13 protein-coding genes are annotated in these 14,722 nt (G+C 66.4%); 2 read left to right on the top strand and 11 right to left on the bottom strand.

Annotation, left to right across the window (positions count from 1 at the left end; translation table 11 throughout):
- Positions 1 to 9 precede the first annotated feature (9 nt).
- The 4 genes from N5C25_RS09310 to N5C25_RS09325 form a co-directional block, all read right to left on the bottom strand.
- Positions 10 to 1,521, bottom strand: coding sequence for an ATP-binding protein (locus N5C25_RS09310; protein ID WP_019660666.1), 1,512 nt, complete (start codon positions 1,519 to 1,521; stop codon positions 10 to 12).
- A gap of 4 nt (positions 1,522 to 1,525) precedes the next feature.
- The gene (locus N5C25_RS09315) at positions 1,526 to 1,966 is read right to left on the bottom strand and encodes a response regulator (protein ID WP_005411057.1); all 441 of its coding nucleotides are present in this window, start codon (positions 1,964 to 1,966) and stop codon (positions 1,526 to 1,528) included.
- Positions 1,963 to 3,780, bottom strand: a complete 1,818-nt coding sequence (locus N5C25_RS09320; RefSeq protein WP_251103458.1) for an ATP-binding protein — start codon at positions 3,778 to 3,780, stop codon at positions 1,963 to 1,965. The genes N5C25_RS09315 and N5C25_RS09320 overlap by 4 nt, the downstream gene beginning before the upstream one ends.
- 236 nt (positions 3,781 to 4,016) lie before the next feature.
- Complete coding sequence (locus N5C25_RS09325) at positions 4,017 to 4,400, bottom strand: BON domain-containing protein (protein WP_019660668.1); 384 nt, start codon at positions 4,398 to 4,400, stop codon at positions 4,017 to 4,019.
- Positions 4,401 to 4,569: 169 nt separating this feature from the next.
- Between N5C25_RS09325 and N5C25_RS09330 the strand changes: the two genes are divergently transcribed.
- On the top strand, positions 4,570 to 5,613 hold the full coding sequence (locus N5C25_RS09330; RefSeq protein WP_279936846.1) for an oxidoreductase: 1,044 nt from the start codon (positions 4,570 to 4,572) through the stop codon (positions 5,611 to 5,613).
- 333 nt (positions 5,614 to 5,946) lie between these two features.
- Here the strand turns inward: N5C25_RS09330 and gnd are convergent, their stop codons facing one another.
- The 7 genes from gnd to N5C25_RS09365 all read right to left on the bottom strand — a co-directional run bounded on the left by gnd (position 5,947) and on the right by N5C25_RS09365 (position 13,397).
- Positions 5,947 to 6,852, bottom strand: coding sequence for a phosphogluconate dehydrogenase (NAD(+)-dependent, decarboxylating) (gnd, locus tag N5C25_RS09335; RefSeq protein WP_043401640.1), 906 nt, complete (start codon positions 6,850 to 6,852; stop codon positions 5,947 to 5,949).
- Positions 6,853 to 6,862: 10 nt separating this feature from the next.
- Positions 6,863 to 8,101 (bottom strand): hypothetical protein, encoded by a 1,239-nt coding sequence (locus N5C25_RS09340; RefSeq protein ID WP_279936849.1) that lies wholly within the window; start codon positions 8,099 to 8,101, stop codon positions 6,863 to 6,865.
- A 17-nt stretch (positions 8,102 to 8,118) separates the two neighbouring features.
- A complete protein-coding gene (locus N5C25_RS09345; RefSeq protein ID WP_019660672.1) occupies positions 8,119 to 8,712 on the bottom strand; it encodes a DUF2242 domain-containing protein in 594 nt (197 codons plus the stop codon).
- Positions 8,713 to 8,937: 225 nt separating this feature from the next.
- Positions 8,938 to 11,115, bottom strand: a complete 2,178-nt coding sequence (locus N5C25_RS09350; RefSeq protein ID WP_279936847.1) for a carboxy terminal-processing peptidase — start codon at positions 11,113 to 11,115, stop codon at positions 8,938 to 8,940.
- Positions 11,116 to 11,392: 277 nt separating this feature from the next.
- Entirely contained in the window at positions 11,393 to 12,403 is a 1,011-nt protein-coding gene (gene lipA / locus N5C25_RS09355; protein ID WP_019660674.1) for a lipoyl synthase, read from the bottom strand.
- A gap of 17 nt (positions 12,404 to 12,420) precedes the next feature.
- Positions 12,421 to 13,131 carry a lipoyl(octanoyl) transferase LipB gene (gene lipB / locus N5C25_RS09360; protein ID WP_019660675.1) on the bottom strand — a complete coding sequence of 237 codons (711 nt, stop codon included), beginning with the start codon at positions 13,129 to 13,131 and terminating at the stop codon, positions 12,421 to 12,423.
- Positions 13,119 to 13,397, bottom strand: a complete 279-nt coding sequence (locus tag N5C25_RS09365) for a YbeD family protein (protein WP_005411067.1) — start codon at positions 13,395 to 13,397, stop codon at positions 13,119 to 13,121. Before N5C25_RS09365 ends, lipB begins: the two co-directional genes overlap by 13 nt.
- A 263-nt stretch (positions 13,398 to 13,660) precedes the next feature.
- Between N5C25_RS09365 and N5C25_RS09370 the strand changes: the two genes are divergently transcribed.
- Positions 13,661 to 14,722, top strand: a 1,062-nt coding sequence (locus tag N5C25_RS09370; RefSeq protein WP_279936848.1) for a lipid A deacylase LpxR family protein, incomplete at its 3' end; no start/stop codon positions are given.

Below are 14,722 nucleotides of genomic sequence, written 5' to 3' on the forward strand. Positions count from 1 at the left end.
ACCGGGGCATCAGCCCAGCGCTTCTGCCACGGCGCGGAATACCTGCTGCATCTGCAGCGGCTTGTGCAGTACATGCACCTCCACTCCGGCCGGGAAGGCGTCGGCCGAGACCGGCACCGCAGGGTCTTCCAGCACCAGCGCCGGGCCGCGGTAACCGAGCGCAGCCATCTCGCCCAGCAGCTGGCTGGCCGGCAGCAGCTTGGAGCCGGCATCGGCAATCACCAGCGCCGGCATTGCCTCCTGCTGCATCCAGCGCAGCGCCGCCGGGCCATCGGAGGCCAACTGCAGCTGGTAGCCCTGGCTGGACAGCGCGTTGCCGAGCAGCGACAGGCGCGTGGCTTCCCCATCGACCACCAGGATCGACTGGCCGCTGCCCAAGGCCACCAGCTGTTCGATCGGCTCGCTGCCGTCGATGATCTCGTGCATCGGCAGGCGCAGTTCGAAGCAGGTGCCCTGTCCCGGCTGGCTGCTGACATGGATGCTGCCACCAGCGCCCTCAACAATGCGCTTGCAGGAGATCAGGCCCAGGCCAGTGCCATCTGCCTTGGTGGTGAAGAATGGATTGAACAGGTGCGACAGCGTGTCCGCATCCATGCCAATGCCTTCATCGGCAACGCAGATACGCATCCAGTCCACGCCATCGCGCTGGCCGGCATGGCTGGCGGTCAGGCTCAGTCGGCCGCCGTTGGGCATCGCCTGGATCGCATTGAGTGCCAGGTTCAGCATGACCTGCTGCAGTTCGGTGTAGTTGGCATCCACTACCAGGCCTTCGTCCTGCACCTGCAGTTCCAGGCGCACGGCATCGGGCACGTTGCTGCGCAACAGCAGGGCCACCGCATCGAACAGGCCCTTGATCTCGATACGCTCGCTCGGCTTGCGCGAACCGCGCACGAACGACAGCATCGATTCGGCCATCTCGTGGCCGCGGCGGCCACACTCGGCGATGACGTCGGCCAGGTGGTGCAACTGCGGATCGTCGGTACGCGCCTTCAACAGGTCCGGCATGATCAGCAGCGGCTGCAGGATGTTGCGCAGGTCATGGCTGAGGCCGGCGGCGAGCAGCGACAGGCTTTCCAGGCGCTGCGCGCGCATCAGTTCGGTCTCCACCCGTGCGCGCTCTACGGCGCTGCGGGCATCGCGGATCGCACGCGCCACCGCCGACGGCAGGCGCGCCGGCTGGTGCTTGATGATGTAATCGTTGGCGCCTTTCTGCAGCGCCGCCACCGCGTTCTCCTCACCCATGGTGCCGGAGACGAAGATGAAAGGGACTTCCGGCGCCGTCTCGCGCACGATGCGCAGCGCATCATCACCGGAAAACCCCGGCATGCTCAGGTCGGACAGCACGATGTCCGGCTGGAACGCGGCCAGTGCCTGGCGCAGCTCCGCCTCGCTCTCGACGCGTTCGAAACGAGCGTCCAGGCCCGCATCGAGCATCTGTTCGGACATCAGCTCGGCATCTTCCGGTGAGTCCTCCACCAGCAGGATGCGCAGCGCCCCCAGGGCAGGACCGGTCAGGGGCATGGGCTCACTCGAGTTCCGGTGCCTGGTTGATCAACGCCCAGAACTTGCCCAGGGTCTGCACCGCACCGAAGAACTGGTCCACGTCCACCGGCTTGACCACGTAGGCATTGACCCCCATGTCCCAGCTGCGGGCCAAATCACTTTCCTCGCGCGAGGACGACAGGATCACCACCGGCAGGCGCTTGAGTTCTTCGTGCTCGCGGATCTGCCGCAGCACTTCCAGGCCGTCCATGCGCGGCATCTTGATGTCCAGCAGCAGCACCGCCGGCAGGCCTTCCTCGCGGTTGGCGAAGGCGCCGCGGCGCAGCAGGTAGTCCATCACTTCCACGCCATCCTCGACGTGCACGATGGGATTGGCCAGACGCGCCTCTTCCAGGGCGTCGATCGCCATTTCGGCATCGGCCGGGCTGTCTTCGGCGAGAAGAATGGTGCGCAGAGTCGTCATGCAGAGGGACCTTGTTTGTCCGCGTCGGTCGCGGGGGGCAGGTAGAAGTGGAAGGTGGCGCCGACGTCCGGTTCGGCCTCGGCCCAGATACGGCCGCCATGGCGGGTGAGCACGCGACGGACGCTGGCCAGGCCGATACCGGTTCCGGGGTAGTCGCTGGCCTTGTGCAGGCGCTGGAACACACCGAACAGCTTTCCGGCATAGGCCATGTCAAAGCCTGCACCATTGTCGCTGACCGTGAACTGATGGCCGCCGTCGGGCTGGGGCTGGTAATCCACGCGGATCTTCGCCGGTTCGCGGTTGCCCGAGTACTTCACCGCGTTGCCAAGCAGGTTCAGCCAGACCTGGCGGATCATGTTCTCGTCACCCACCACGATCGGCAGCGGCGCGATGTTCCACTCCACCTGGTGCACGTGGCCGCTGGCCTCAGCCTCGGCCTGCAGATTGGAATCGAGCATGGCGCGGGTATCGGCCACCAGCGACTGCATGTCCACCGCCTGGTGCCGCATTGCCGCACGGCCCAGCCGCGAATAGACCAGCAGGTCGTCGATCAGCGCGGCCATGCGCCGCGCCGAACTGGAGATCACTTCCAGGTAATGGCGGCTCTTGTCATCGGCCGCATCGCCGAGATGGCGCGACAGCTTGTCGGAGAATCCAGCCACGTGGCGCAGCGGCGCCCGCAGATCGTGCGAGACCGAGTAACTGAAGGCTTCCAGTTCCCTGTTGACCTCGGACACCTGTGCAACCTTGCCTTCCAGCTGGCGGTTCAGTTCCTCCACACGCAGCTGCACCGCACGCTGCACGGTGACGTCGCTGACCGTGAGCAACACCACTTCGTCATCGGTGTCCGGCAGCGGCATGCGCCGGGCGTTGAGCAGCATGTAGCGCACCAAGCCATCGGCGGTGCGCTGTTCATGCTCGAAGTCCCAGAGTTCCCGGCCGCGCAGCAGCACATCGGACAGTCGCTGGCGCATCACCGGGTCTTGCCACGCACCGTTGCCGACGTTATCCAGCAACAGGCCCTCGGCGCGCTCATCCTGCAGACCATACAGCTCGGCGAAAGCAGGATTGTGCAGCTGCACGCGCAGATCGCGGTCGAGAAGCACGATCGGCTCGCGCACCGTCTGCAGCACCGACGCTGCACGCGCGGCCGAACGCAATGACTGCCGCTCGGCGTGCAGGCGGCGGCCGATCTGCCGCTGCAGCAGCCACAGCACCAGGCCGAGCAACGCCAGCTGGACCACCAGCGAACTCCACGACACCAACTCGGTCTGCTTGCGCTGGCGGGCGGCCTGCTCAGCGCGCTGTGCCAGCAGCTTCTGCTCGCTGGCCTGCAGTTCCTCCACCAGCCCGCGGATCGGATAACGCGTACTCAGGTCCTGCACCAGCTCGCGCTGGTCACTGTTGGGCTCTGACTTTGCCAGTTCGCGGGCAAGCGCCATGCGCCCTTCCAGCATCGACTCGATGCGGCCGATGCGGATCAGCTGCTCAGGATTGTCGCGGGTCATCCGGCCCAGTTCAGCCAGGCGACCGGGAAGTTCATTGGCTTTGGCCATGCGCTCGCGCAGGCCAGGCGCGTCCACGCCCTTGGACAGGGTCAGCGCGGCCGATTCGACATCGCGTACATCGGCCTGCAGCTGCTGCAAGGCCACGCCGACAGCCTGGGTATGATTGACCCAGGCCATCGCATCTTCGCTGTCCTGCTGCAGGTGGCGCAGTGTCAACCACGGCACCACGATGATCGCTGCGGCGGCCAGCGCCAAGGCGGGCATCCGCCAGCGGTCCCAGATGTCATCACTGAAAACCAGCGCCATAGTTCCTCATCAACACGGCCGCAAAGCATGGGCCGTACCCGGCCCCAGTGCGGCGGAACCGGCAATATAGCGCAGGCGGGTCAAAACTCTGGAGTTTCCAGCGCCGCTGGCTGAACGGCTGGTACTTCGGCGCTGTACGGCCGAGCCCACGGTCGGCTGGAACCCAACGGCAGCCGAGCACGGCTCGGCGTCACACGGGAGTGGGCGCCCCATACCGGGACGCCCACTCCGCCAGGTCAGCGCTTGGCAGCAGTGCTGACCTTCAGTGCAGCGGCATCGACGCGGGTCACGCCCTTGATGCCCTTGGCAGTGGCAACCGCCTTGTCCTTCTCGGCCTGGGAGGCCACCGCGCCGCTCAGGCTGACAACGCCGTTCACGGTTTCCACCTTGATCTCCGTGCCCGGAACGTTGCTGCTGGCCAGCAGGTCGGCCTTCACCTTGGTGGTGATCCAGGTATCGGTCACAGGCTCATTGGAGTCATGGCGATCAGCATGCGTGGCCGGATGGCTGCTGGTCGGCGGGCTCTTGGCAGCGGGATCCTTGGCAAATGCAGCCGAGGAGGACAGCGCCAGGCCCAGCGTCAAGGCAGAAGCAATCAGTGTGCGGGAGGTATTGCTCATCGTGTCGTACTCCTTCGGGATGTGCTGCCAGTCTGGACAAGCCGCCGTAGAGCAGGCGTGGCGCTGCGGTCATGCCGCCGTGAATCGAACTGTTTCCTGGGGCAACGGTTCAGTTTGGCCTGCCACCACCCGTCGTATACCCTGCCCTTCCCAAAGCCGGAGCTCTGCCATGCGCCCCGACCTGCAACTGGCCCTGATCGGCTACGGCCTCGCCGGCCGCGTCTTCCATGCGCCGCTGATCCAGCACACACCCGGGCTGGCGCTGCACAGCATCGTCAGTTCGCAGCGCGACACATTGCTGCGCGCGTTCAGCGACGTGCACGTGCGTGCGATGCCGCAGGACGTGTTCGACGATCCGGCCGTGGACGCGGTGGTGATTGCCACACCGAACGCGCAGCACGCGCCGCTTGCAATCGCGGCGCTGGCCGCGGGCAAGCACGTGCTGGTCGACAAGCCGTTTGCGCTGGATGTCGCTGAAGCCGAAGCGGTACTGGCTGCGGCACGCAGCGCCGGCCGCATCGCCACCGTGTTCCAGAACCGGCGCTTCGATGCGGATTTCCTCACCCTGCAGGCGCTGCTGGCCGAAGGCGCACTGGGCGACGTGGCCGAGTGCCATGCGCATTTCGACCGTTACCGGCCGCAGGTGCGCGATCGCTGGCGCGAGCAGGACGGGCCCGGTAGTGGCCTGTGGTACGACCTGGGTCCGCATCTGCTGGACCAGATGCTGGTGCTGTTCGGCTGGCCCGAGGCGATCGATGCGGATCTTGCCGTGCTGCGCCAAGGCGGCAGCGGCATCGATTACTTCCACGCCGTGCTGCACTACCCGCGGCATCGCGCGATTCTCCATTCCGGTTCATTGGTCGCGGCACAGACCCCGCACTTCAGCGTGCATGGCAGCAAGGCAAGCTGGATCAAGCACGGCCTGGACGTGCAGGAGGCGCAGCTGCGCCGCAGTGTGGCACCCGGTGCGCCAGGCTGGGGTATCGATCCGCGGCATGGTGAGCTGGTGCGCTGCGATGCCGAAGACAACGTGCAGCGCACGACGGTGGACAACCTGCCTGGCGACTACCGGCGGCTGTATGCGCAGTTCGCCGCGGCGATGCACGGCGACGGCGAAGCTACGGTCAGCCCGGTGCAGGCACTGCAGTTGATGCGGTTGCTGCAGGCGGGCATGGACAGTGCCCAGCAAGGGCGGCGGATCGAACTGGGGTGACCGGCAGGGCTGCGCCCTGCACCCGCCGAGGCAACGTCAACGTCGGAAGCCAAGGCGTGCATTCCGTGGGAGGGCGGGGTGGGTCGGGTTGCGGGGGACGCCGTAAATCCGTCCCTGGAGGCTTGGCCGCGGCATCCATGCCGCAGACACCCCCGCAACCGCCCCCACCCGGCCTTCGACACTTTCCCGCGATCTGCCAGTAGGTCCACGCCACGCGTGGATGACGTGCAAACAATCGGAAAATGCTTTTGTAGAGTCGAGCCATGCTCGACTGCCCCTGGCGCCATGGGGGTCAGCGCCCTTTCCTGCGGAAAGGGGTCCGACGCCGATTGCTTACGACTTCTTGATGGCGTGCCCACCGAACTCGTTGCGCATCGCCGACAGCAGGCGGTCGGTGAACGAGTTGGATTCGCGCGAACGCAGGCGTTCCAGCAGCGACAAGGTGATCACCGGGGCGGGCACGTCCAGCGCGATGGCTTCGGCGACGGTCCAGCGGCCTTCACCGGAATCCTCCACATACGGCGCGATGCCATCCAGCGACGGATTGCGCTTGAGTGCTTCGGTGCTCAGGTCCAGCAGCCACGAACGCACCACGCTGCCGTGCCGCCAGACTTCGGCCACCTGGGCAAGGTCCAGCTCCATCTCCTGCTTGCGCTCCATCAGCGCGAAGCCTTCGGCGTAAGCCTGCATCATTCCGTACTCGATACCGTTGTGCACCATTTTGGTGAAGTGGCCAGCGCCGGATGGGCCGACACGCGCCCAGCCGCGGTCCTCGGCCGGTGCCAGCGTACGCAGCAGCGGCGCGATCTGCTCCACCACCGGCGCTTCGCCACCGACCATCAGGCTGTAGCCTTCCTGCAGGCCCCACACGCCACCGCTGGTGCCGCAGTCGACGTAGCCCAGGTCGTCCTCGGCCAGCGCCTTGGCGCGGCGGATCGAGTCCTGGTAGTTGGAGTTGCCGCCGTCGATGACGATGTCACCCTCGGCCAGGTGCGGGGTCAGCTGGCCCAGGGTCTGGTCGACGGTTTCGCCGGCGGGCACCATCAGCCACACCACGCGCGGCACCGGCAGCGCGGCCACGGCGGCGGCCAGCGAATCAACCACCTCCAGGCCGGCCTCGGCGGCGCGCTGGCGGGCGCCTTCGCCCGGGTCGTAGCCGACCACGCGGTGGCCGCCGCGGTGCAGGCGCTGGGCCATGTTGGCGCCCATGCGGCCGAGGCCGATCATTGCAATATCCATTGTTTCACCTTCAGTTGGGGTCTAGGGTCAGGCTGCCTGGCCTGCCGGTAGCCGCGCAGTGGCGCAGCTGCGCCTCGCGCCAACGCCGGTAGAGCGTGGTATGCAGATTGTGCACCGCCAGGTCGATCGAAAAGGGGGTTCGCGGGTTGCGGTCGAGCAGGCGGGCGATGTGGTAGCCGATGGGACGTATACCGCGCGGATGCACATAGATCACGAACTGCTGGTAGAACGGATCGTCCAGCAGGCGGTCCATGCGTGCCAGCGTGGCGTGGTAGCGCGGCGCAAGCGCCGCGCGCACCTCAGGGTCGCGCTCGAACAGCAGGCGTTCGAAGTAGCGCTGGCCGGTGCGCGGGATGTCCTGCGCGAGTTTCCATAGTTCGACGTTGCGCTGGTCGTACCAGGCCAGGCCGCCATGCGTGGCCAGCGCCCGCGCAGCGTCCTCGCCCACGTCGACCACCACGAAGTTCTCGGCCTGGTTGCTCAGGTCGTCCAGCGTGGCCTTGTCGTATGCATGCTCGATGAAACCAGGCACACCGACGAACGCCTGGCGCCCCATCGCCGAGGTACGCACTGCCTTGCCATCGGCGAAGAAATCGCCGGCATGCGCGCCAAGCAGGATGCTGTCGGTCCCATGCAGGGCGAGAAAGGTGCCGATCGACAGCTCATCCGCAGAGAACTCCGTATCGAAGGCAGCATCGCCATACAGCTCGCGCTGGGTGGCCAGCTGCGCGACCTGGCGGCCGACACCGCATTCGGCACGCACGGCGCCGTTGTAGAACGCCTGCAGCGCCTTGCTGTTGCCCGCGCTGGGAACGAAACCGCGGCCAAGACTGTGCGTACGCTGCCAGCCTTGAGCGCGCGGGCCCTGCAGGCCGAAACCGATCCAGCCCATCTGCAGGCCGAAGAAGCGGAAGCGGGTGTTGGCCTGCAATGCCGATGCGGCGCGTTGCGTGGCCGCCCCCAGCTGGAACGCATAGGCGCAGATCGTGGCCGGATCGTCCAGCAACTGCTGCAGCAGCGCCTGGCGTGCAGCAGCGGGCATGTGCGCCGGCCAGCGCACGTGCAGATCGCCTGCTGCCTGCGCCTCGGCCAGCGACGCACGGGTGCACACCGCACCACCATGCACCTGCGGCTCCTTCAGCGCGGCCTCGTCGAAGCGCCAGCCCAGCCGCAGCAGCAGCCCCTGGGCGCAGTCGCCGGCTGTGGCCGCCACGCCCATCACAGGCGCGAGCAACAGGGCCGCGCCCATCAGCCAGCCGTGCACGTTCACCCTTGGTCCGTGCGGACCGGCGCGGGCTCAGGAACTGCTGCGGGTGGTGGCGGCGGTGGCGTGCCCGCAGCCTGTGGCAGGTACTGCTGCAGGCGCTGGAAGAAACGGCGATAGAAATCGGCGTCGGTAACCGTGCTGCTCGCCACTTTCACCAGCGAATCGTCATTGCTGCCGAACGGCAGTGACACCGAGCCCAGTGCACCGACGCCGACACTGGCGGACGTCGGGCTCTTCTTCAACGCATAACGGTCCTGCACGGCGCTTACGAACACCAACGCCTGGTCGCCCCGGGGCGCACAGGAGATGCGCAGCACCAGCTGCTCATGGTCGTCTTCGCGCGGCTGGAAGTTCTTGTTGCCTTCCACCTGTGCGTCATCGGCACGGGCGATGGCGTACCCCTGGCTGAGCAGGGTGCGCCGCGCCGCTTCACAGGCATCGCCGGGGCGGCCATCGACGGTACGCGAGAACGTGTCGCCCGAATCGAAGGATTCGCGCAGCAGCGTGCTGTCGGCGGCACGGCCACCACAGGCCGACAGGATCAGGGCGCTGCCAAGCGCCACAACAGCACTGGAAACGAGGGAGGACCGCATGGGTGCTCCTGCGAGGACGGTACCGGCAAGGGTAGCCCCGTTGCTGTGTGCGGCAGGTCGAAAGCACCCGCGTCAGGCGGCCCCGTTTGCAGCCGGTTCATGCACGAAAAAAGGGACGGAGGGGATCAAGTCGTTCGTGGCACAAGCGACGTAATCCCCTCCATCTCCTTTTCAAGCAGAAGGGCCGGCAATGCCGGCCCTCGGGTATCACATGCCGTGTCCGGCTCAGTCCGCCCAGCGACCGGCGCCGGTCGACTGCGGCAGCACCTGTGCCGACAGCGGGCGGTCGTTGGCAAGCAGGTTCACCGCATCGGCCAGGATGGACGCCGACTCGCGCAGCAGCGGGTCCGGGCGCTTCTCGGCCGCCTTCTCGCGCGCGGCGTCCTTGACGATGTCGCGCTCGTTGCCCGTCAGGCCGTCATCGCTGCTGTCATCGGCCAGCGGGTCCAGGGCCAGGCCCAGCTCCTTGCGCTGCAGCTGGCGTTCCTTGCGCTGGGCGTCCTGGCGCTCACGCTCGGCGCGGCGGGTGGCCTCGTTGAGCGAGATGTACTTCTTGGCCGCCTCGGTGCGGAACTGTTCCACGTCCTCGTTCCACCACTGGAACTCCTTGTCGGTGGCGATGCGTGCGTCGTGGCGGGTTTCCAGCTTCGGCAGCAGCGGCGCGAAGTTGCCGTACTGGGTGTGCGGCACGGCGGCGATGCGGGTCCACGGCAAGGCGTTGTCGTAGGTGCTCTCGCCGAACTCGGTGGCGTCGACACTGGCCGGGAAGGCCAGGTCGGGCACCACGCCCTTGTGCTGGGTGCTGCTGCCGCTGATGCGGAAGAACTGGGCGATGGTCAGCTTGACCTGGCCAAAGCGCTGGGTCTCGCCGCTCGGCCAACGGTCGAGGTCGACGATGTTCTGAACGGTGCCCTTGCCGAAGCTGGTTTCACCGATCACCAGGCCACGACCGTAGTCCTGGATGGCACCAGCGAAAATTTCCGAGGCCGAGGCCGAACCGCGGTTGATCAGCACCGCCAGCGGGCCATCCCACGCCACGCTCTGGTTGCGGTCGCTGTTGACGGTGACGCGGCCACCAGACTCGCGCACCTGCACCACCGGGCCCTGCTCGATGAACAGGCCGGTCAGTTCGATGGCTTCATCCAGCGAACCGCCGCCGTTGTTGCGCAGGTCCAGCACCACGCCGTCCAGCTTGTCGTTCTTGAAGCCGGCCAGCAGCTTGGCCACGTCGCGGGTGGCCGAGGCGTAGTCGGCCGCATTGCGGCGACGGCCTTCGAAGTCCTGGTAGAAGGTCGGCAGCTTGATCACGCCGATCCTGCGTGCCGGCTCGCCATTGGCGGCCGGGATGGTCATGGTCTCTCCCTTCGCGGCCTGTTCGGCCAGGCGCACCTTCTGGCGGGTCAGCACCAGGGTGTGGTGCTTGCCGTCGGCACCCTCGGCGGCCGGAATGAATTCCAGCTTCACCTGGGTATCCTTGGCACCGCGGATCTTGGCCACGACGTCGTCGATGCGCCAGCCGATCACGTCCTCGACCAGGCCGGACTTGCCCTGGCCGACGCCGACGATGCGGTCACCCGGCTTCAGCGTGCCATCCACTGCAGCCGGGCCACCGGCAATGATCTCGCGGATGACCACCATGTCGTCCTGCCGCTGCAGCTGCGCACCGATGCCTTCCAGCGAAAGCGACATCGCCTGGTTGAAGTTCTCGGCGGTGCGCGGGGTGAAGTAGTCGGTGTGCGGATCGACAGCGCTGGTGTAGGCGTTCATGAAGAACTGGAAGACATCCTCGCCCTTCAGCTCGTTGACCGACTTTTCAAGCGTGGCATAGCGCTTGTCCAGCGTCTTGCGGATGTCATCGGGCTTCTTGCCGGCCAGCTTAAGGCGCAGCCAGTCATTCTTCACCGACTTGCGCCACAGCTCATCCAGCTCGGCGCTGCTGGCGGCCCACGGCACCTTCTTGCGGTCGTACTCGAAGCGCTCGTCGGTGGTGAAGTCCGGTTCCTGCTTGAGCAGCTTGCGCGCGTAGGCCACGCGCTCGCCGACGCGCTGCTTGTAGACCGCAAACACCTGGAATGCCGGCTCCAGCTCGCCGCCGCGAATGGCGGAGGAAATGTTGGCTTCGAACGGCGCAAAGCGCGCCACGTCGGCCTGGGTGAAGTACTGCTTGCCTCCGTCCAGCGTCTCCAGGTAGCGCTTGAACACGTCCTTGGACGTGGCCTCGTCCAGCGCGCGCGGGCGGTAGGCATAACGGCTGTCGGACAGTAGGCCGTACACCAGCTTGGAGGTGGTCACCTGATCGGCGGTTACCGCAGCGGGCAATGCCGGCGAGTCGGCCTTGGCCGCCAGCGCCAGCGGCGCCACCAGCGCCAGGGCCATCAGGAATGCGGGGGCTTTGAATTTCATTGACGTGCTCGAAGGCGCCTTGCCAAGGGGGAGACTGCGGGGTGTTAAGACACCACGACAGTGCCGAAAGTTGCCGGGTTTGTCACCCGGCCGCGCTCGGTGGAAAACCAGCCTAGCCGGGCCGGTGTAGCAAATTGTGAATGCATGTAGAGCCGAGCCCATGCTCGGCTGGCCGGCAGCAAGCAGCCGAGCATGGGCTGGGCTCTACGGCAGGCAGAGGTGTGCGGACCAACGGTCCGCACCCAAGGAGAAGTAGCTCTCACCCACCGGCAGGGTGTCAGGAAATGCCGGCGCCCTTGGCCTGGACGTCGGCGTGGTACGACGAGCGCACCATCGGGCCGGAGGCCACGTGGCTGAATCCCAGCTCGTAGCCGTAGTCCTCCAGCGCCTTGTAGTCCTCGGGAGTCCAGTACTTCAGCACCGGGTGGTGATGCGCGGTCGGCTGCAGGTACTGGCCGATGGTGATCATGTCCACATCGTGCGCGCGCAGGTCGCGCATGGTGGCCTTGATCTGTTCGAAGTCTTCGCCCAGGCCCAGCATGATGCCGCTCTTGGTCGGCACGCCCGGGTGCTGCGCCTTGAAGTTCTTCAGCAGGTTCAGCGACCACTGGTAGTCCGCACCCGGGCGCACATTGCGGTACAGGTCCGGTACGGTTTCGATGTTGTGGTTGAACACATCCGGCGGGTTCTGCGCCAGGATCTCCAGCGCGCGCTCCATGCGGCCCTTGCCACGGAAGTCCGGCGTCAGCACCTCGATGCGGGTTCCCGGCGACTTTTCGCGGATGGCGGTGATGCAGTCGACGAAGTGCTGGGCACCACCGTCGCGCAGGTCGTCGCGGTCGACGCTGGTCACCACCACGTACTTCAGGCCCATGTCGGCCACGGTCTGGCCGAGGCTGGCCGGTTCGTTGGCATCCGGCGGCTTCGGGCGGCCGTGGGCCACGTCGCAGAACGAGCAGCGGCGGGTGCAGACCTCGCCGAGGATCATGAAGGTGGCGGTGCCATGGCCGAAGCATTCGTGGATGTTCGGGCAGCTGGCTTCCTCGCATACGGTAACCAGGCGGTTTTCGCGCAGCTTGGCCTTCAGGTTCTGCACGGCATTTCCCGAGGGAATGCGCACGCGGATCCATGACGGCTTGCGCAGCACCGGCGCGTCGGCGAACTGCACCGGCGAGCGGTTGATCTTGTCACCGCCCAGCTGCTTGACCCCGGCCTGCAACGGCGCGGCGGATGGGGAGTCGCCCTGCACGATCTGCAGGGGAATGGAACGGGCGGTGGTTTCAGTCATGGCAGTTCCGGGAGCGGTCAGGCGGCCGCAGAAAGATCGGGCAGTTCGTGCGTGGGCTGGAGCAGCAGGCCGAACTGGCGGGCCAGGTGCTCCAGCAGTACCGGCTTGACGGCCTCCATGCCGGAGGGCCCGCCCAAGTCTACTACCGAGGTCACCTGCAACCCCTGATAGCCACAGGGATTGATGCGGTGGAAGGGTTCCAGGTCCATGGCCACGTTGAAGGCCAGCCCGTGGAAGGTGCAGCCGCGCCGCACACGGATGCCGAGCGCGGCGATCTTGGCACCACCAACGTAGACGCCCGGGGCGCCCTCGCGGCGTTCGGCACCGATGTTCCACTCGGCCAGCGTATCGATGAGGGCCTGCTCGATGCGGCACACGTAGTCGCGGACCCCGATCCCCAGCCGCGGCAGGCGCAGCAGCGGATAGACCACGATCTGGCCGGGACCGTGGTAGGTCACCTGGCCACCTCGGTCCACGTGCAGCACCGGGATCTCACCCGGTGCCAGCACATGCTCGTCCTTGCCGGCCTGGCCCAGGGTGAACACCGGGTCGTGCTCGACCACCCACAGCTCGTCGGCATCGTTGTCGCTGCGCTGGTCGGTGAAGCGCTGCATGGCGCGCCATACCGGCTCGTAGGCCTGGCGGCCGAGGTCACGGACCACCGCCGGACGCGGCGCGCGGTGTTCCGGGGCGGCTTCGGCCGGGCAGCTGTCGGCTACAGCGTCCACTTCACTTCCGGGTGGTCGCGCAGCGCCTGGTGCGCCAGGTCGTACTGCTCGCGGCTTTCGGCCTTGAACACGATGCGGACGGAGACGTACTTGCCGTTGGAGGAGTGCTTCCAGCTGATGCGTTCGTTGACCACATCGATGCCGGCAGCCAGCAGCAGGCGGGGGAGCTCATGTTCCAGGCCGCGGTTGGCCGGGCCCATGGCGCTGAGCTCGAACTGGCCGGGGAACTGGAAGCCGTGGTCGGGGTTGTCGGACTTGATTTCCATGGAGCCATTATCGGGCCGCAGGGCAACAAACCCAAGAGTATTCATCAACGTCAAACGGCGCACTGGTGAGTCGCTGCGTTGCAGCTGAACAGACGTTCAGCATTGGTCATTGCCCCGAAGCCCGCTACAGAAGGGTTCAGGATTGTCCTTACGAGACAATGTCGTTTTCGGAACAGACAAGTGATTCGAACGCGCTCGTTCCGTCACGTCCCCACGAGTACCGTGTCGCGGCATATAACGACAGACAGAACAAAGCCCTCCCAATGAGTCCCCCCTCCCACCGCCGCCTTGCGGCCCTCGGCCTGTACGGCCTGCTGACTGCTGCCCTCCCGCTTGCCGCCCAGGCGGCCGAACAATGTGGCCCGGACGCGATGCGCGACCATCCGCCTCAGGTCAATTTCCGCGTCGACAACGACCTGTTCGGCGGCCGCCACCAGGATCAGGGCTATACCAACGGTGCGCTGTTGACCCTGGTCTCCCCCAATCTGGTCGATTACACCGACGACCCCTGCCTGCCGCGCATGGCGCGCTGGGTGAACCGGTACCTGGAAGGGCTGCATCCGGGCAGGTTCGAACAGCAGAACATGATCTTCAGCATCGGCCAGGGGATTTTCACCCCAACCGATTTCAGCCGCAGGGACCTGATCGAGGACGACCGCCCTTACGCCGGCGTGCTGATCGCAAACTTCGGTTTCAATGCGCGCAGCGGCGACCGCCTGCAGACCACCCAGCTGACACTGGGCGTGGTCGGCCCGTGGGCGCAGGGCAAGCAGGTGCAGAATGCCGTGCATGAAGTGTTGGGCGACGAGAAATTCAAGGGTTGGGACAACCAGCTGCACAACGAACCACTGTTCATGCTGACCCATGAGCGCATGCGCCGCTGGCCGGGCGATGCCAGCGTCAATGCCGACGGTTGGGGTTGGGACGCGATCAGCCACTACGGCGGGTCGATCGGCAACCTGGAAACCAAGGCCAATTTGGGCGGTGAAGTGCGCTTCGGCTGGAAGCTGCCGGATGACTTCGGCAGCACGCCGTTGCGCCCGGCAGGTGAGAACACGGCGCCGACCCGCGGCGGCCGCCCAAGCGGGTGGTCCTGGCACCTGTTCGCGACCTCCGACGCTGCCTGGGTGATCCGCGACATCACGCTGGATGGCAACACCTTCCGCAACAGCCACAGCGTGGACAAGCGCCATGTGGTGGCCTACGGCGGGTACGGCGTGGCGGTGATGTACGGCCGCTGGAAGTTCGCTGCCGCGCGCTACCACAGCACGCGCGAATTCAACGGCCAGCGCCAATCGCCGGTGTTCGGCAGCTTCACCATCAGC

The organism is Stenotrophomonas sp. GD03958 (genome assembly GCF_029839005.1).
In the GTDB taxonomy this organism is placed as follows: domain Bacteria; phylum Pseudomonadota; class Gammaproteobacteria; order Xanthomonadales; family Xanthomonadaceae; genus Stenotrophomonas; species Stenotrophomonas hibiscicola.